The following is a 16,696-nucleotide window of genomic DNA, read 5'->3' as shown; positions in this document are numbered from 1 at the left end:
AGGGTGATTTTAGCGGTCATGCTCTGCCGAGGGCTTGGTGCGGGGCTTTTCTGCGGGAGGTTCATCCGGCACCGGCAGCACCAGCAGACGGTTGCCCAACTTCAGAAAGGCTTCCGGCTGATGAAAAAGCTGCTCATACTTCTGCGCCATCTCCGGGGTCAGGGATGCAAAATCTTCCTCGCCCAGCCCCACAACCAGAAAGGTTCCGGCAACGGCATCATACATTTCTCCGTTTTCATCCCGAAGGGCACGGTTCAGGGGCAGTCCCATGAGCTTGCCGTCATCGTTGTAGACGATGGCAACCGGATCTTCAAACGGGTAGCTTGCGCCGATGGAGCCACCCACAGCCTGCTGCAAGGCTTTCAGGTCGTTATCAATCTCGACCTGCTGCGGATGTTGTCCCGGTGCAATTTTCAGCACCGACAAGGTGTTTTCTTGCATGTGAATCCTCCTTTCCGTTCAGTCCGATCTCACCGCTCCGTGCCGCTTGCATCAGAGCCGCCACGAAGAAGCCGAAAATGGCACCTGCTTCGAAAAATGCGAATCCGATAAAAAGTTCAGCATGGCATACCTCAGTCGATGCAGATGCAGGGCAGCTTCTGGTCGTCTGCCATCAGGGTGATGCTGTGGCTTTCCAGATAGGTCTGAAAGCGGTAAATATCCTCCACCGTCAGGGATACGATGGTGCTGTGCCCATCGGTGCGGTAGAAGATGACCGGGCCGGTCAGGTACCGCTTGCCTGCCAGCTTGAGGACCTGCGCCGGATTGTAGCTGATAAACAGCGGCGCACCCTTCACGGAAATCAGGGCATCGTCCTCGTCAAAACAAGGCAGAACGGAAGGGGCATCCTCCTCCATGATAATGGTCAGCTCCATGTCGGGACCGATGGCGGCAAGGTACACATCCTTGCCTGCTGCTTCGGTCAAACAGGATGCCGCCTGCTTCAGCATGGTCAGGATGTTCACATCCACCGTGATCTGCGGGGCGTGAGTTGCGGAGTGAAAAGGAATCGTGTTGTTCATAGGCGTTACCTCCAAATTTTTGCAAACAAAAAAGACCCGAATCGGGTCTCTTAGTTCAGTCTGCGCTCAACGCGCTTCTTCCTGCTTCTTCTGTTTTGCCTGCTGTTTTTTCAGCTGCCACTGGTCGAGTAACTGGATGATGATGCTTTCCATCTGCCGGGGCGTGTAACTGCGCGGAAAGTATTTCCGCAGGGTTTGTTTTTGATGGTCACAGTGTCCAGTTCGCTTTTCTTTTCCTCGTTCATAATGTCGTAGACAGCATCATAACTGAACTCGCTTTTCTGCGCCAGCTCTTTATCCGTATGGCTTGCGAAAGAGAGGGCGCATTCTGGGAAGCATCCATTGCTTCTAAAAATCTTGCTGCTGTTTTGCATCAAGATAAGACAATTCGACCGCAGGGTTAAAAGAGATTTCTTTTCGTCCACCATGTCCAGTAGTTCAGGGACAAGATTGGTGAGCCGAATGAAACGCTGGACTTGTCTGCCGCTTTCATCAGTGGCTTTTCCGACTTCATCAGCGGCTTCCAATTCCCGACAACTTGTCGGGAAGTTAAATCTGACCTAGCACCTTGATTTTTATCGCATCCAGCTTCATCTTGTACGCAAATGCCCGCTCACTCGGTAGGATGTGTTCTCTCTGCAAATTGGAATCGACCATCAATATCGTGGCGGATCATCCTTCATATGCGCAACAATGACTGGCACGGTGTCCAGATGGGCAAGCTCTGCGGCGTGTTTTCCGGCGATGCCCGGAGATGATCTCATAGCCGCCCTCTGGTCTGGGGCGGGCGATGAGCGGAGCCAGCACACCGTACTGTGCAATGCTCTCTACTGTCCGGGTCATGGCTTCATCGTCCAACACCTTGAAGGGGTGGTTGGTGAAGGGGTGCAGCTCGTCGATGGGAATTTGCTGCACCTGTTCCCGTTGCTCCTCCTGTCGATTTTCCTCGGTGGAAAACAGGTCATCTAGCCCTTTCAGAGCTAAGTTTCCGCTGTCGATCGGCATCCGCCAGCACCTCCTTTGCAAGAGATTGATAGGCTTCTGCCACCTTGCCTTTGGGGTCATGCTGGAAAATGCTCTTGCCTGCCGCACTGGTTTCAGCCGCACGGACCGACCGTGGAATAGTCTGCTCAAACACCTTCAGATGCTTTCCGTATGCCTGCCGAATCAGGTTGCTGATCTGCTTTCCGTAGTTGGTGCGGCTGTCGGTCATAGTCAGCAGGATGCCCTCAATTTTCAATTTCGGGTTGATCTGCCGCCGTACCTTTTGGACAGTCTGCAAAAGCTGTTCCAGACCCTTTGCGGAAAGGTACTGCGCCTGCACCGGAATCAGGGCAGCGTCTGCCGCCGCCAGTGCGTTGATGGTGAGCATTCCCAACGAGGGCATACAGTCCAGCAGAATAAAATCATACTCCCGTTTGGCACTGTCCAGCACCTGTTTCAGCATCTTTTCCCGGTTTATGCTGTTTACCAGAGCCACTTCCAGCCCTGCCAGTTCGATGTTCGCCGGAATCAAATCAACGCCCTCTGCATGGTGTAAAATGCCCTCGCCGGGCGGAATGGGCTGGTCGTTCATGGCTCTTGCCATCAGGGTGGAAAGAGTGGTGGACAGTTCATCGGGCTGCTGCCAGCCCATGCTAATGGTCAGGCTGCCCTGTGGGTCAGTGTCCACCAGAAGAACTTTCTTGCCCTCCATCGCCAGCCCGATGCCCAGATTTTCACAGGTGGTGCTTTTTCCGACACCGCCTTTTTGATTGGTGACTGCAATAATCGTAGCTTTCTTTGCGATAACATCACCCCACTTTCGGTGAACCGCGCGCAAAGTCGTGGTTCGTCTTGTTCTGATAGTAGAGGTTCATGGTGGTGGGCGCATTGTAGAGCATTGCCAGCAGATACTGCTTCATGTTCCGCACCGAGGCGGTGTTTTCTGCCAGACAACCCAGCACGAAACGGATGTGGTCAGCGTTCAGCTTTTTCAGCCGACTGCGTACCACCTCGGCAGGCTTATCATCTCCGGCGATCCGCAACATCTTGCGTTTGGTGGAACAGGTGTCCACAAGCAGGTCTACGATCTGATAGATGGTGTCCTCATCATCCGGGCAGAGCCGGAGCAGCAGTTCCACCTCTAACGCCTGATAAAAATAATCCTCAAGCTGCTCCCGGATGCCCCCGGAATAGATAGGGTCAGGATCGTTCCACTCTGTTTTATTCTTATCAGTCTTATTTGCTTGTGGTTTTGGCTGCTCCAGAATTGCGCTTTCAGCAGCACCAGAATTGCTGTTTGGGCAATTCTGTACTTGCGCTTTTGGCAAGCCAGAGGAAAAGTCTTTGACGTAGATCAGGCTGGGTCTACCCAGACCACGGCGTTTACGCTCGATGAGGTCGATGTCCTCCAACTCCCGGAACAGTTTGACCGCCTTGTGTTCGGCACAGCAGAGGGATTCCTGCACTTCCCGGACGGTGTAAATGATATACACCCGTCCCTGCTCGTCCAGCCAGCCGTTCTTGGTGGACAGGCTCATGCGGTCCAGCAGGATGCCGTACAGTGTCCGGGCATCGGTGGAGATCTTCCGGAAACGGTGGTCTTGGAACAGTGCTTTCGGGATGCGGAAGTAGGAGAACAACTCGCCCGACTGCCCATAAAAGTAGTCCAGCGTCATTTGGTGTGACCTCAGATTTTCAACTGTATGGGTGTGCTCATGTGGAAAAACACCTCCTCTTTGTGATATGGAAATTTTTTGAAGTTCAATTTTTGAGAAAAAATGGATATGAAAATTGATGAAAAAATGCGTTGTAGTTTGTTCCAAAAACTTCAAAGCCAAAAATGTGTTATTTCCTGAAAATATTACAATGTGGACGAAAAATCGAATGCCTGAAAAAAATAAATATCGTAAATGTGTGCTTTCTTGTGCTCTCTGTTTATAAAGTGCAGAACAGGCTGCTATCAAGAACCCCCGCAAGTGATTGCGTGAGCGCTTGAGAAAGCACGAATAAAGCAAACAAACCGCCCCGGTTTCCGCAATGGAAGCCGGGGCGGTTTTTTATACAAAAAAGAAATCATTTTTTTGTAGCTTTGATGAATTGGCGCAGAGTCATTGACAGCAGAAGGGCAGAAGCGTATCTTTGAAACAGAAAACGGAACCGGGCTATAAATAGCATGTTTCTTTACCTTGCGAGGACACTTTCGTTTTGATGAGGCACGACCCGGTGTGCCGCTTTTTTCATTTGCGGAGATAAAATACAAAAAGTACGGATTATAGTACACATTATCTGTTATGCTCGGTACATGGAAGGCACACACCGGAAAAGGAGCAAAAATGCGAAGGACGTTGAATAAAACAAGGTTTTTGGCCGGTAAAACGGACCCAGAAAATACCAGCCTGTGGCTGCCGCTCTGGATGCATCTGTGGGATACGGCGGGCATCATGGAGCGGCTAGTCCGGCAGTGGCTCCCCGAAAGCGTAAAACGGGCCATGGGCTTTGAGTGCGAGGAAGCGTTGCTCGCGCATGCCCGGTTTTTGGGTGGAATCCATGATATAGGCAAGGCTACGGTAGCCTTTCAGGCAAATATCCTGCGCACCCTGCCGGAGGCGCGGCAGCGGCTGGAAACGTTGACGCCGCTGGACTGTCCTGAACAGAACCGCCGGGAGTCGCCGCATGCCCGGGCGGGCGAGGCAGTCCTGCTGTGGGATGACTGCCCCGGCGGGATCGCCTCCATTGTGGGGGCGCACCACGGCAAGCCACAGAGCTGCGCGGCGGTCGATGATCAGTTAGAGGGTTGGGAGAGCAACTACTACCCCAAGGGACAGAAAAAGGTCTGGGAGGACTTCTGGACAGAATTGCTCATGACTGTTTTGCAGGACTGTGGCTTTGACGACACAGCGGAGTTGGATGATCTGAATCCGCAGGAGGAAGTGCTTCTGACCGGGCTTCTGATCATGGCAGACTGGATCGCCAGCAATACGGAATACTTTCCCTTGATCCCGGTAGAGGAGTTGGGCAGCATGGAGGATTACTCGGCGCGGGTGGACAGGGCTTGGGAAAAGCTGGCGCTGCCCTTCCCTTGGGAGGCACAGCCGGGCATCGCAGACCCGCAGGAGTTTGCGGTGCGGTTCGGCTTTGCGCCCAATGCGGTGCAGAGGGCTGTTCTGGAGGCTGTGGATACCGCAGCGGAACCGGGCATCCTGATTTTGGAAGCACAGATGGGCGTGGGTAAAACCGAGGCGGCGCTGGCCGCTGCGGAGGTCATGGCCAGCCGGTTTGGGCTGGGTGGTGTCTTTTTCGGGCTGCCCACACAGGCCACGGCAAACGGCATCTTTCCCCGGCTGCTTGGCTGGGCAGACACACAGTCTGAGGAGACGCTGCCGCAGGCTATAAAGCTGGCACACGGCATGGCAGAACTGAACGAGTGCTATCTGCGGCTGCAGGGGCGCGGGGTGCAGTTGGAGGAGGACGCGCAGGAAGCGCATCAGGTGCAGGTACACCAGTGGTTTCGGGGAAACAAGCAGGCACTGCTGGCAAACTTTGTGATTGGCACAGTGGATCAGTTGCTGCTGGCGGCACTTGCCCAGAAGCACGTTATGCTGCGGCATCTGGGGCTTGCGGGCAAGGTGGTCATTATTGACGAGTGCCACGCCTACGATACCTACATGAACTGCTATCTGGACCGCGCACTGGAATGGCTGGGCTGGTACAAGGTGCCGGTCATCCTGCTGTCAGCCACTCTGCCTGCCCGGCGGCGCGCGGAACTGGTCGAGGCTTACCAGCAGAAAAAGGCTGTCCCGGACGCCCCATGGAAAACCAGCTGCGGCTATCCGCTGCTGACATGGACGGACGGCGCAGAGGTAAAGCAGACGGCCATCCCACCAGACGCACCCGGTAAAACGGTGCAGCTGACCACGCTCACAGAGCCGGAGCTGCCCGCGCTGCTGCGCCGGAAGCTGGCAGAGGGCGGCTGCGCGGGAGTGATCGTCAACACGGTCAAAAAAGCGCAGAAGATCGCGCAGCTGCTGCGGGAAAGCCTGCCGGACAAAGAGGTGCAGCTGTTCCATGCGCAGTTCCTGATGCCGGACCGCGCAGCGCGGGAAAACCAGCTGATGGCACGCATTGGCAAGGGCTCTGCACCGGAGCGCCGGAACGACCTGATCGTGGTGGGCACGCAGGTAATGGAGCAGTCGCTGGACATTGATCTGGATGTTCTTGTTACAGAGCTTTGCCCCATGGATCTGCTGTTGCAGCGCATCGGACGGTTGCACCGTCACCGCCGCAGCCGCCCCGCCCCATTGCAGCAGGCCTGCTGCGCGGTGCTGGACACCGGGGAAGATGCCTTTGATGCGGGCAGCGAGGCGGTATATGGACAGTGGTTGCTCTGGCGCACCCGGAAGTTTCTGCCCCGGAGCATCCGGCTGCCGGAGGAAATCTCTCCGCTGGTGCAGCAGGTCTACGGCTGGGAGCGGGAAGCTCCCGGTGGAGCGCAGGGGGAGAAAATGCGCTGCGTATATGAGCAGACGCAGGAGAAAAAGAAAGCGCGCGCCGAGGTGTACCTTGTGCCGCAGCCGGAAACGCACCGGCTGGCGCAGTTGAATACGCTGGACGACTGGATGCAGAACGAGGGTGCCCGCTCCGACCCGGCGGCGCGGGCAGCAGTGCGGGACGGCGACCCCTCGGTAGAGGTGCTTGTAATGCAGTGTCGGGCAGACGGCTGCATCCACTTTCTGCCGTGGCAGGAGGGTGGCAGCGCCGTAGCTGCTGACAGCCCGCCCCCGCCGGAAACGGCACTGAAGATTGCCCGGCAGAAGCTGCGTCTCCCGGCGGTGTTCGGCAAAGCGTGGAAGGTGGATAGGGTCATCCGGGAGTTGGAAGCGGATAACCGCAGCCGCCTTGCGGCGTGGCAGCTGTCGCCGCTGCTGCACGGAGAACTGATCCTGCTGCTGGATGAAAACCTGACTGCCCGGCTTGCGGGCATGGAACTTTGTTATGACCGTGAAAACGGCCTGACCTACCAAAAGGAGGAAACGGATGAAGGAGATTGAATTCAACCTGCTGACCGAACCGTGGATACGGGTGCGGCTGCGGGACAACACGGTGCGGGAGGTGTCCCTGACCGAGGCGCTGGTGTCGGCGCAGGATTATGTGGACCTTGCGGGCGAGATGCCCACCCAGAACGCCGCCGTGCTGCGGCTGTTGCTGGCGGTGCTGTTCACCGTGTTCTCCCGGGTGGATGCAAAGGGAAACCCCAACCGCTGGCACAGAGCGATGATGCACTGGAGCGCTGGAGCGAGCTGTGGCAGCTTGGGCGTTTCCCGGCAGAGCCTGTCCGGGACTATCTGGAGCAGTGGAAGGACCGCTTCTGGCTGTTTCACCCGACACACCCCTTCTGGCAGGTGCCGACCCTTAGCAATGGCATTGCGTTTGACGGAAAAAAGTTGAACGGGGAACGAGCGGAAAGCGGTAATAAAACGCCGCTATTTCAGAACATTTCAAAAGCAGAATGTGCGGTACTCACCTATGCACAGGCAGCTCGATGGCTGATTTATCAAAATGGATACGATGAACGCGGCGGCCGCCCGAAGGCTGGCAATAAGCCAAGGCATGGTGTTGGTTGGCTGGGGCAGATTGGGTTTGTGGCTGTTAAGGGGAAAAATCTGTACGAAACGCTGCTGCGGAATATGGCGTTTTCGACAGAGCAGGATGCTCTACAGGAAAAGCAACTGCCTTGCTGGGAGCGGGAGCACGCCAGAACGGAACAGAGCGTTGAGATTGTGATGCCGAAAAATCAGGCAGAACTTTTGACCCTGCAATCCAGACGCATTTTGCTGATACGCTCAGAAGAAATGCCCGGTGTAGTCGGGTATGAGGTGTTGGGCGGAGACTATTGGGACAGCGAAAATGCGTTTGGCGAGCAAATGACTCTTTGGCGCAGAACATCGAAGGAAAATGAAAAGGTGACCTATGAACCGCAACAGCATGAGATGGGAAAGCAGCTGTGGCGAGAACTTCCCGCCATGCTAGACCCGGAGGGCCGTAAACCGGGTGTTCTGATATGGAATCAGAAGCTGCAAAGTCTGCGAATCCTGAGCAAAAAAGAACAAATCGTGATTAGTGTGGTCGGAATACGATATGACGATCAGGGAGCATCTGTTAAGGATGTGTATACTGACCAGTTGGAAATGCAACTTGCAACGTTAAACGATCTTGGCCGAAAATGGACGGTGCGTATAAGCCGGGAAGTACAGCGCTGTGAAGAAACTGCCAAAAACATTGGCACACTGTGCGTGGAACTGAAGCTTGCCGGGGGATTGGACTACAATAAAGTGAAAGGGTTCAAGGATAAGCAAAAGGTAACGGAGGACGCCCGTGCACAATTCTACTTTGCAGTGGATCAGCCTTTCCGGCAGTGGCTGCAGGCGATCGACCCGGAGCAGGACGACCCGGATGAGGCAGCGCTGCGCTGGCAGGCGCAGGTGCGAAACATCGCGGAAAAGCTGGGAAAACAGATGGTGATGGAGGCCGGAAATGTCGCCCTGAAGGGACACCGCATTGTGGTGGATAAGGATAAAAAGACCGAGCGCACCATCCTGTATACCTCGCCAAAGGCCTATAATCGTTTCCGCACAAGGCTTTGGGAGATCTATCCCAAAACAGAACCATAAAGGGAGAATTGTATGAAAACACAGGACGTCAAACTATATGCGGCGCAGCAGCTGCACAGGCTTCAGGCTCTGCCGGACAACCAGCGGCGGGCAGAACTGGCAAAGCTGCGTCGGGGCATCGGCCACGCACCCGGCGAGCTGCCGGAACTGTGGGGAAGTTTTTGCTGGGAATGCCGGAAAGCTTTCAGGGCCGCAGTGCTCCCTCGGCGGCAGAGTGGGCGGTCTACCTCGCCCTGACCCTGTATGCTATGCATCAGCAGGGGAACGACCGCCTTATGAACTGCCCCGGCAACACGCTGGGGCGTGCGGTGCGGCAGCTGGCAGAGCGGAACAGTGCCGGACAGGACTGGACCGAGGCTAGCGTGATCCGGCGGTTCAACGCGCTGGCCACCGCAGAAGAAATCACCGAGATCAGCCACCATCTGCGGGGCATGATCCAGCTGCTGAGCGCGGCAAAGGATGGCGGCATCCCGCTGGATTATCCGCAGCTTGCGGCAGACCTGTATGAATTGCAATGCACCGACCCGCGGTATGCGCAGACCCCCGCCAATGTCCGTCTGCGGTGGGGACAGGACCTGTACCGCGATCCGAAGCCTGCACCGGATGAGAAAGAAAAGGAGAATTGATCATGAATAAGCGCCTGTATGTTGATTTCCACATTTTGCAGACCGTACCGCCCAGCTGCATCAACCGGGACGATACGGGCAGCCCCAAAACAGCCGTGTACGGCGGTGTGCTCCGCGCCAGAGTTTCCTCACAGGCATGGAAGCATGCCATGCGCGCAGCCTTTGCGGAGAATGCTCAGCTGGACGTGGGCAAGCGCACCAAAAAGGCCGCCGATCTGGTGAAGGAGCAGATCCTTGCACTGGTCCCGGAACTGGATGCAGACAAGCTGGCAAAGAAAGCGCTGGAGAATGCGGGCATCAAGTTCGATGAAAAGAGCAAGAAGGATGATACGGTCACCAAGGCGCTGTTCTTCATGAGCACTGCGCAGGCAAAGGCGTTGGCAGAGCTGGCTGTGGAGGGCTCTGCGGATAAAAAGCAGTATCGGGATGCCCTGAAAGCAGCGCCCTCGATGGACATGGCGCTGTTTGGCCGCATGGTGGCAGATGAGCCTTCTCTGAACTATGACGCCGCTGCGCAGGTGGCGCACAGCATCTCCACTCATGCTGTGCAGAACGAGTACGATTACTTTACCGCCGTGGATGACTGTCAAGCAGAGGACAACGCCGGTGCAGGCCATCTGGGCACGGTGGAGTACAACTCCTCCACCCTGTACCGCTATGCCACAGTGAACGTGATGGAGCTGGCCGGGCAGCTGGGTGCAGCGCAGGCCGCGGAAACGGTGCGGGCTTTTGGTGAGGCGTTCCTCTTCTCCATGCCCACCGGCAAGCAGAACACCTTTGCAAACCGCACTCTGCCGGATGCGGTATATGTGACCATGCGGGAGGATCAGCCGGTGAACCTGTGCGGCGCATTCGAGCGTGCCGTGCCCCGCAGTGCGCAGGGGTATGCCGCGCCTTCCAAGGCGGCACTGGCACAGTATGCGCAGCAGATGTACAGCAGCTTTGCCGAGGCCCCGGCGCAAAGCTTTACCGTGGGCAGCGGGCTGGAGGAACTGGCTCCGGCGCAGACGGCAAAGGCTATGCTGGGCGCACTGGAAAAGGCTGTCCGGGATGCACTTGCCGGAAATGAGGTGGGGTAATGGCAACGCTGTTGCTTCGGCTGGCAGCGCCTTTACAGGCGTGGGGTGCGGACTCCAAATTTGAGACCCGCAAGACGGACCGTGAACCCACCAAGAGCGGCGTGATCGGCCTTTTGGCGGCAGCTCTTGGGCTGCGGCGGGACGAGCGCGAAGCACTGCTCCGATTGACCGGGCTGCGGTTCGGCGTCCGCGTGGAGCGGGAAGGGCAGCTGCTGGTGGACTACCACACGGCAAAGACGCAGGATGAAAAGACCTCTTATGTGACCTACCGCCATTATTTGCAGGACGCCGTGTTTCTGGCCGGTATTGAAAGCGAGGATGCCGCCCTTTGCAGCAGCTGCAGCAGGCGCTGCTGCACCCGGTGTTTCCGCTGTATCTCGGCCGCCGCTGCTGCCCGCCTACCCTGCCGCTCTGTCTGGGAGTACGCCCGGGCAGCTTGCAGGAGGTGCTGCAAGCGGAACCGCCGCTGTGTCCGGGACGGCAGAGCCGGATCTTGTTGGACGCCGACCCGCTGAAGCCGGGCACGGCTCCGCAGCGGGATGTGCCGGTGAGCTTTGACCCGCATCATCGGCAGTACGGTTACCGCTCGGTACGGGAGCTTTGGCAGAAAGTGCCGGACAGCCCGGAAAAGACGGAACATGACCCGTTCCGGGAATTGTAAAAAGGGGGCGAGAGAATGTATTTATCACGGGTAGAACTAGATCCCACCCGCCGCAGCACCATGGCTGCGCTGTCGGCACCGCAAAAACTGCATGGCGCAGTGGAAAGCGCTTTTGCAGGGGAGCGCCGCCGCAGACTGTGGCGGTTGGATCGTCTGGGAGAGCGGTTGTATCTGCTGCTGCTCAGCGAAGATGCGCCAGAGCTGTCCGGCGTGGTGGAGCAGTTTGGCACTGGAGCGGCTGCGGAGACCCGCAGCTACGACCCGCTTTTACAGCGGGTGGAGCCGGGCAGCTGCTGGCAGTTTCGGCTGACCGCAAACCCCACCAAAAGCTGCAAAGACCCCCAAAACCCCGCAGCGCGGGGAACTGTAGCCGCACATTGCACGACACAGTACCAGAAGCAGTGGCTGTTGGAGCGCGCCGCAAAGCACGGCTTTGCCCTGCGGGAGGAGGAATTTACCGTGACCCGGGTGCAGTGGCAGCACTTTGCCAAGCACGGCACCCGGCCGGTGACCCTGTTGGCAGTGACCTATGAGGGCATTTTGCAGGTGACCGATGCAGAGCAGTTCCGGGCACTGCTGTGTCAGGGCATGGGGCGCGGCAAGGCCTATGGCCTTGGACTGATGACCGTTATGCGCGGAGGAAACTGAGATGGACGAGATGCCGGGCATGATCCGGCCGGACCTGCAGGCGCTGCCGCAGGTGAAAGACCGGATGACCTTTCTGTATCTGGAACACTGCACCCTTGGCCGACAGGACGGCGCAATCACCGTTACAGACGAAAAAGGGATCGTTCAGATCCCGGCGGCGGGCATCTCGGTGCTGCTGCTGGGGCCGGGTACACGGGTGACCCACCGTGCCATGGAACTTATGGGTGACACGGGCGTGGGTGCTGTCTGGGTAGGTGAGCACGGTGTGCGGTATTACGCCCATGGCCGTCCCCTGACCACCCACTCGCAGCTGTTGCTGCGGCAGGCAGAGCTTGTCAGCAACACCCGCAAGCACCTGGATGTGGTACGCAAGATGTATCAGCTCCGTTTCCCGGACGAAGATATCTCCCGGCTGACGATGCAGCAGCTGCGGGGACGCGAGGGCAGCCGTGTGCGGCAGGTATACCGCAAAGCTTCCAAGGATACCGGTGTTCCGTGGAGCGGCCGACTGTACCGCCCGGAGGATTTTGCATCGGGAGATGCCGTCAATCAGGCGCTTTCTGCCGGGCACGCCTGTTTGTACGGTCTGGCGCACGCGGTAATCGTGGCATTGGGCTGCGCCCCGGGTCTTGGCTTTGTTCATGTGGGGCACGAGTGTTCCTTTGTGTACGATATTGCCGACCTGTACAAGGCCGAGGTGACCATTCCCATCGCCTTTGAAGTGGCGGCACAGGCTCCGGACGACCTGCCGGCCGTAGTGCGCCGCCGGGTGCGGGATGCCATGGTAGAGCATCATATTCTGGAGCGCATGGTGCACGATATCCGGTATCTGCTCCTGAATGCGGATGAGCGGGAACAGGAGCCGGAAGCTGTTTATCTGTGGGACAACAAAGTGGGCACTGTGGCCAACGGCATCAATTATTTTGAAGAAGAGGGTGATGAAACATCGTAGTTCTCACCATGACGAACTGCCCGCCAAAACTGCGCGGGGATCTGTCCAAATGGCTGTGCGAGATCAACACGGGCGTTTATGTGGGCAATGTGAGCAGCCGCGTGCGGGATGCCTTGTGGGAGCGGGTGTGTCAGAACCTGAAAAACGGACAGGCAACACTGGTGTTCACCACGGCGGGAGAGCAGCGGATGGATTTTCGCACCCACAATACCGCATGGGAAACCGTGGACTTTGACGGGATCAAACTGATGCGACGACCGCTGCCGCAGGCCGGACAAAACCAAATCGACCTGAAACCCGGGTTCAGCAAAGCGGCACAGCAGCAAATGGTGCGGAAAGCGGGCAGAACAAAGCCGAGCACAGGCAATTACACCGTGATTGATCTGGAAACCACCGGCCTGAAAGCCGCGTCCGATTCCATCATCGAATATGGAGCGCTGCGGGTCCGGGACGGTGTACCGGTGGAGGAGCTGACAATGCTGGTCTGCGTGGAAGAAAACGTTCCGGCAGAGATCACAGCCCTGACAGGACTCAGCGCTGCGGAATTGCAGCAGGGAACAGAACCACGGGAAGCGCTGAATAGCTTTTTGTTGTTTATTGGCAAAGCCCCACTGGTGGGACATAATATTGCCTTTGATCTGGAGTTTCTGCGCATGACCTGCAAACGATATGGCTTTCCGGCACCGACCAACCGCCAGATCGACCTTGCACAACTTGCCCGCCGAAACCTTACAAGGATCGCAAATTATAAGCTGGTGACGCTGGCACAGCATTTTCAGCTGGCAGAAAAAGTGGAGCATCGCGCCCTGCCGGACTGCCGTCTGATACAACAGGTTTATTGCAAACTGAAGGAAACAGCGGTACAATAGCAACAGGAGGCACGGTGCTACGGGATCTTTTTAGGCTTTTCCCCGCACATGCGGGGGTGATCCCCGTGCCCGGCTGCTGCCGCTACCCTGCGGGGCTTTTCCCCGCACATGCGGGGTGATCCCTGCGGCTCGTCCTCTACAATCAACGTCCTTGCCTTTTCCCCGCACATGCGGGGGTGATCCCCGTTCGCGTGCATGTCACTTAAGCCGGGGCTACTTTTCCCCGCATACGCGGGGGTGATCCCGAGCTGCAGGCCGTCGCCGCTGACCCCGACTTCTTTTCCCCGCATACGCGGGGGTGATCCCCACGAACCGCACGTTGTTGATCTTGCCGATCTCTTTTCCCCGCATACGCGGGGGTGATCCCGGTGCTGCCAACGGCCTTTGCGCCTAATCTTACTTTTCCCCGCATACGCGGGGTGATCCCCGAAAGCAGCACCGCGCCCGGCCCTAATTCTGCTTTTCCCTGCACATGCGGGGTGATCCTTATGCGACAGCTTGTCGCTGCCTATGACAGCGGCTTTTCCCCGCACATGCGGGGGTGATCCCAACAACACCCGGGACATCATCGAGAATCAGAACTTTTCCCCGCACATGCGGGGTGATCCCCGTTCGCGTGCATGTCACTTAAGCCGGGGCTACTTTTCCCCGCATACGCGGGGGTGATCCCGAGCTGCAGGCCGTCGCCGCTGACCCCGACTTCTTTTCCCGCATACGCGGGGGTGATCCCAGTGAGGAAATCCCGGCGGGCAGCACCTGCGACTTTTCCCCGCATACGCGGGGTGATCCCGGAATCAGCTTGCCAGCGTCGAACGTGAACTTCTTTTCCCGCACATGCGGGGGTGATCCCCAGGCCCGGCCTGCATTTTCTGCACTTTTTTCTTTTCCCCGCACATGCGGGGTTGATCCCATGATGAACGAGCAGCGCGAGAAGTTCGACATCTTTTCCCCGCATACGCGGGGGTAATCCCGCCATCAAGCAGGTAAAACTCCCGTACCGCAACTTTTCCCCGCATATGCGGGGGTGATCCCTACGGAGTCACATGGGACATCTTGCAGAGTGACTTTTCCCCGCATACGCGGGGCTTACAAAAAGAACCACGGGCGCAACGGAAAGTGAAATGATATTTCTGGAAAGGAGAACTCTGCAATTTTATCGCCCGCTCAGGCTGCGATCAAGAATCCCCGCAAGTAATGGCGTAAGGGCTTGACCCGACACAAATAAAGCATAACAAACACCCCTCGGTTTCCTGCTGCGGAAGCCGAGGGGTGTTTTGCGTATTAAGGGTGGAACGAATGCGCACTGTGATTTTATTCTGCCTTCAGGCGGAGCAAGGTGCCGGACTTTTCAATGCGGTAAAAGCCTGCGCTGCCGTCCACGCCGAACTGCAGCTGCAGCTTGAGCGAAGAGTGCGACAGCGCGCGCACCGAAGGCGCGATCCAGTGCACCAGTGCCAGCAGCAGCGGCAGGGTGACGACCAGCTCGGTGGCATCCTGCAGCGCGGTGCCGCTTGTCGGGAACAGCGCAATGACCAGCAGTGCGGCCCAGCACTTCACAGTAGAGCAGCTGGTCCAGATCGATGCGGGAGATGCCGGTCTTGCAGCGCAGGATCAGGCTGCGCTGGTCGGCGTGGCGGCACTCGGCGATCACCGAATCCGTCAGACGGAAAAAGCTGTCCTCCCAGATGGGCTTGAGCTGGTAGAAATAGGCACCCACCACATAGGATTCCACTGCAAACTCGGCGGAAGAAGTGAGAAAGATGATCTTGACGACGTTATCGTACTGCCGGATCTCCTTGGCGGCGGTAATGCCGTTTTCGGCCGGCATGATGACATCCAGAAACAGGATATCGTACCGGGTGCCCTTTTCGATCTCGGCCAGCAGATCCAGCGGGCTGTGAAAGGCTGTGCACTGGATCTGGACACAGCGCTGGGCGCGATATTTTTCCAGCAGGGCAGAGAGCTGGTCCAGAACTGTTTGGTCATCGTCGCAGAAGGCGATCTGGATCATAACGGGTTTAACACATCCTTTGTTCGCGTCAGCCAGAAATTACAGCTGGGCCTTGCCCATGCAGTAGGTCTGCAGCACATCGTAGTTGTCGTCCAGCACCACAAGGTCGGCATCCTTGCCGATCTGGATGGAACCCTTGCGGTCGTCCAGATGCAGGCAGCGTGCCGGGTTGATGGTGCAGGCGTTCAGTGCATAATTGAAGGGCACCATGGCCTCCTCCACCAGAATGCGCAGGCCCTTGTTGATGTTCAAAGTGGAGCCGGCCAGCGTGCCGTTGTCCAGATGGGCACTGCCGTCCGGGTAGATGGTGATATGGTTGCCGCCAAAGATGTACTCGCTGCCAATGGGGGTGCCCTTGGCCATCAGTGCATCCGAGATCATGATGGCGTAATCCGGGCCTTTGCTCATGAAGTAGTTGTTCAGGGCAGCAGGGGTGGAGTGGCAGCCGTCGCAGATGATCTCGCCGTACATGGTGCGGATGCGGTAGGCTGCGCCCACCAGACCGTTGGCGCGGTGGGCGAAGGGGGACATGCCGTTGTACACGTGGGTCATGGAGCGGGCACCGTTGGCATAGGCCATCACGGCCTGCTCATAGGTGGCGGCACTATGACCGATGCTGACCACCACGCCATGCCCGGTCAGGTAATGGGTCAATGCAAACCCTTCGTCGTGTTCCGGTGCAAGGGTCACATAGCGGATGTGGCCGCGTGCTGCCTGCTGGTAGTGTTTGAACTGCTCCACGCTGGGCTTGGCAATGTACTCCGGAGGTTGTGCGCCCTTGTACTTCATATCGAGGTAGGGGCCTTCAAAGTGGATGCCAAGGATCTCGGCACCTTCGTAGCTGCCCTCCATCACGTCGGCCACATTGGCCACGGCGTTGGTCAGCACCTCCACGCTCTGGGTGACGGTAGTGGCCAGAAAGCTGGTCACACCCTCAGAGACGATATGCTTTGCCCAGTAGCGCAGGCCCTCCGGCTTTGCGTCGTTGGTGTCGAACTCGTAGGCACCATGGCAGTGGATATCCATAAAACCGGGCACGATGCGCTTGGAGCCATAGTCCACATCGGCCTGCTTTTCACCATAGGGGAAGATGCCGGTGATCTTGCCCTGCTCCAGCTCGACTGCGGCAGAAATGAACTGGTCGGCGATCCATACTTTTTTGCTTTGGATGATCAT

General features: G+C 57.5%; 14 protein-coding genes and 3 pseudogenes. 10 read left to right on the top strand and 7 right to left on the bottom strand.

Annotation, left to right across the window (positions count from 1 at the left end; translation table 11 throughout):
* Window positions 1-9: 9 nt before the first annotated feature.
* The 5 genes and pseudogenes from PXT33_RS13200 to PXT33_RS13180 form a co-directional block, all read right to left on the bottom strand.
* Entirely contained in the window at window positions 10-447 is a 438-nt protein-coding gene (locus PXT33_RS13200) for a DUF3846 domain-containing protein (protein WP_332376849.1), read from the bottom strand.
* Window positions 448-572: 125 nt separating this feature from the next.
* Window positions 573-1,022, bottom strand: a complete 450-nt coding sequence (locus tag PXT33_RS13195) for a hypothetical protein (RefSeq protein ID WP_242924024.1) — start codon at window positions 1,020-1,022, stop codon at window positions 573-575.
* Window positions 1,023-1,088: 66 nt separating this feature from the next.
* Window positions 1,089-2,027: pseudogene (locus PXT33_RS13190) on the bottom strand (ParB/RepB/Spo0J family partition protein).
* Window positions 1,984-2,811 (bottom strand): ParA family protein, encoded by an 828-nt coding sequence (locus PXT33_RS13185; RefSeq protein ID WP_223474884.1) that lies wholly within the window; start codon window positions 2,809-2,811, stop codon window positions 1,984-1,986. The pseudogene PXT33_RS13190 and the gene PXT33_RS13185 overlap by 44 nt, the downstream one beginning before the upstream one ends.
* 4 nt (window positions 2,812-2,815) lie before the next feature.
* Complete coding sequence (locus tag PXT33_RS13180) at window positions 2,816-3,682, bottom strand: DUF6017 domain-containing protein (protein ID WP_223474642.1); 867 nt, start codon at window positions 3,680-3,682, stop codon at window positions 2,816-2,818.
* A gap of 657 nt (window positions 3,683-4,339) precedes the next feature.
* On the opposite strand from PXT33_RS13180, the gene cas3 reads away from it, so the two are divergent.
* The 10 genes and pseudogenes from cas3 (at window position 4,340) to cas2e (ending at window position 13,509) form a co-directional block, all read left to right on the top strand.
* Window positions 4,340-7,054 carry a CRISPR-associated helicase Cas3' gene (gene cas3, locus PXT33_RS13175; RefSeq protein WP_332376756.1) on the top strand — a complete coding sequence of 905 codons (2,715 nt, stop codon included), beginning with the start codon at window positions 4,340-4,342 and terminating at the stop codon, window positions 7,052-7,054.
* Window positions 7,041-7,193: pseudogene (locus tag PXT33_RS14865) on the top strand (type I-E CRISPR-associated protein Cse1/CasA); the annotation flags it as partial. The gene cas3 and the pseudogene PXT33_RS14865, both read left to right, overlap by 14 nt.
* Before the next feature lie 71 nt (window positions 7,194-7,264).
* Window positions 7,265-8,674: a type I-E CRISPR-associated protein Cse1/CasA gene (casA, locus tag PXT33_RS13165; protein ID WP_347070558.1), complete on the top strand. Its 1,410-nt coding sequence runs from the start codon at window positions 7,265-7,267 to the stop codon at window positions 8,672-8,674.
* Window positions 8,644-9,300, top strand: coding sequence for a type I-E CRISPR-associated protein Cse2/CasB (gene casB, locus PXT33_RS13160; RefSeq protein ID WP_347070372.1), 657 nt, complete (start codon window positions 8,644-8,646; stop codon window positions 9,298-9,300). The genes casA and casB overlap by 31 nt, the downstream gene beginning before the upstream one ends.
* Before the next feature lie 2 nt (window positions 9,301-9,302).
* Window positions 9,303-10,379 (top strand): type I-E CRISPR-associated protein Cas7/Cse4/CasC, encoded by a 1,077-nt coding sequence (cas7e, locus tag PXT33_RS13155; RefSeq protein WP_347070371.1) that lies wholly within the window; start codon window positions 9,303-9,305, stop codon window positions 10,377-10,379.
* A pseudogene (cas5e, locus tag PXT33_RS13150) lies at window positions 10,379-10,648 on the top strand (type I-E CRISPR-associated protein Cas5/CasD); the annotation flags it as partial. The gene cas7e and the pseudogene cas5e, both read left to right, overlap by 1 nt.
* A gap of 92 nt (window positions 10,649-10,740) precedes the next feature.
* Complete coding sequence (locus PXT33_RS13145) at window positions 10,741-11,040, top strand: type I-E CRISPR-associated protein Cas5/CasD (protein WP_347070370.1); 300 nt, start codon at window positions 10,741-10,743, stop codon at window positions 11,038-11,040.
* A 15-nt stretch (window positions 11,041-11,055) separates the two neighbouring features.
* Window positions 11,056-11,688, top strand: coding sequence for a type I-E CRISPR-associated protein Cas6/Cse3/CasE (gene cas6e / locus PXT33_RS13140; protein WP_097774452.1), 633 nt, complete (start codon window positions 11,056-11,058; stop codon window positions 11,686-11,688).
* 1 nt (window position 11,689) lies between these two features.
* Window positions 11,690-12,640 carry a type I-E CRISPR-associated endonuclease Cas1e gene (gene cas1e / locus PXT33_RS13135; RefSeq protein WP_005942585.1) on the top strand — a complete coding sequence of 317 codons (951 nt, stop codon included), beginning with the start codon at window positions 11,690-11,692 and terminating at the stop codon, window positions 12,638-12,640.
* A gap of 8 nt (window positions 12,641-12,648) precedes the next feature.
* The gene (gene cas2e, locus PXT33_RS13130) at window positions 12,649-13,509 is read left to right on the top strand and encodes a type I-E CRISPR-associated endoribonuclease Cas2e (protein WP_332376751.1); all 861 of its coding nucleotides are present in this window, start codon (window positions 12,649-12,651) and stop codon (window positions 13,507-13,509) included.
* Between the two features lie 1,348 nt (window positions 13,510-14,857).
* Here the strand turns inward: cas2e and PXT33_RS13125 are convergent.
* Entirely contained in the window at window positions 14,858-15,520 is a 663-nt protein-coding gene (locus PXT33_RS13125; RefSeq protein ID WP_332376750.1) for a response regulator, read from the bottom strand.
* A 39-nt stretch (window positions 15,521-15,559) separates the two neighbouring features.
* Window positions 15,560-16,696: an N-acetylglucosamine-6-phosphate deacetylase gene (nagA, locus tag PXT33_RS13120; protein ID WP_005942601.1), complete on the bottom strand. Its 1,137-nt coding sequence runs from the start codon at window positions 16,694-16,696 to the stop codon at window positions 15,560-15,562.

Source organism: Faecalibacterium taiwanense, from assembly GCF_036632915.2.
Taxonomy (GTDB): Bacteria; Bacillota; Clostridia; order Oscillospirales; family Ruminococcaceae; genus Faecalibacterium; species Faecalibacterium taiwanense.
Note: the sequence above shows the minus strand (reverse complement) of the source record. Positions and strands in the feature narration are given on the sequence as shown.

Bases quoted from the DNA above. Each gene is read 5' to 3' on its own strand.
- PXT33_RS13195 (WP_242924024.1), bottom strand. From the start codon at position 1,022: ATGAACAACACGATTCCTTTTCACTCCGCAACTCACGCCCCGCAGATC.
- PXT33_RS13180 (WP_223474642.1), bottom strand. From the start codon at position 3,682: ATGACGCTGGACTACTTTTATGGGCAGTCGGGCGAGTTGTTCTCCTAC.
- cas3 (WP_332376756.1), top strand. From the start codon at position 4,340: ATGCGAAGGACGTTGAATAAAACAAGGTTTTTGGCCGGTAAAACGGAC.
- cas7e (WP_347070371.1), top strand. From the start codon at position 9,303: ATGAATAAGCGCCTGTATGTTGATTTCCACATTTTGCAGACCGTACCG.
- cas6e (WP_097774452.1), top strand. From the start codon at position 11,056: ATGTATTTATCACGGGTAGAACTAGATCCCACCCGCCGCAGCACCATG.
- cas1e (WP_005942585.1), top strand. From the start codon at position 11,690: ATGGACGAGATGCCGGGCATGATCCGGCCGGACCTGCAGGCGCTGCCG.
- cas2e (WP_332376751.1), top strand. From the start codon at position 12,649: ATGACGAACTGCCCGCCAAAACTGCGCGGGGATCTGTCCAAATGGCTG.
- PXT33_RS13125 (WP_332376750.1), bottom strand. From the start codon at position 15,520: ATGATCCAGATCGCCTTCTGCGACGATGACCAAACAGTTCTGGACCAG.
- nagA (WP_005942601.1), bottom strand. From the start codon at position 16,696: ATGATCATCCAAAGCAAAAAAGTATGGATCGCCGACCAGTTCATTTCT.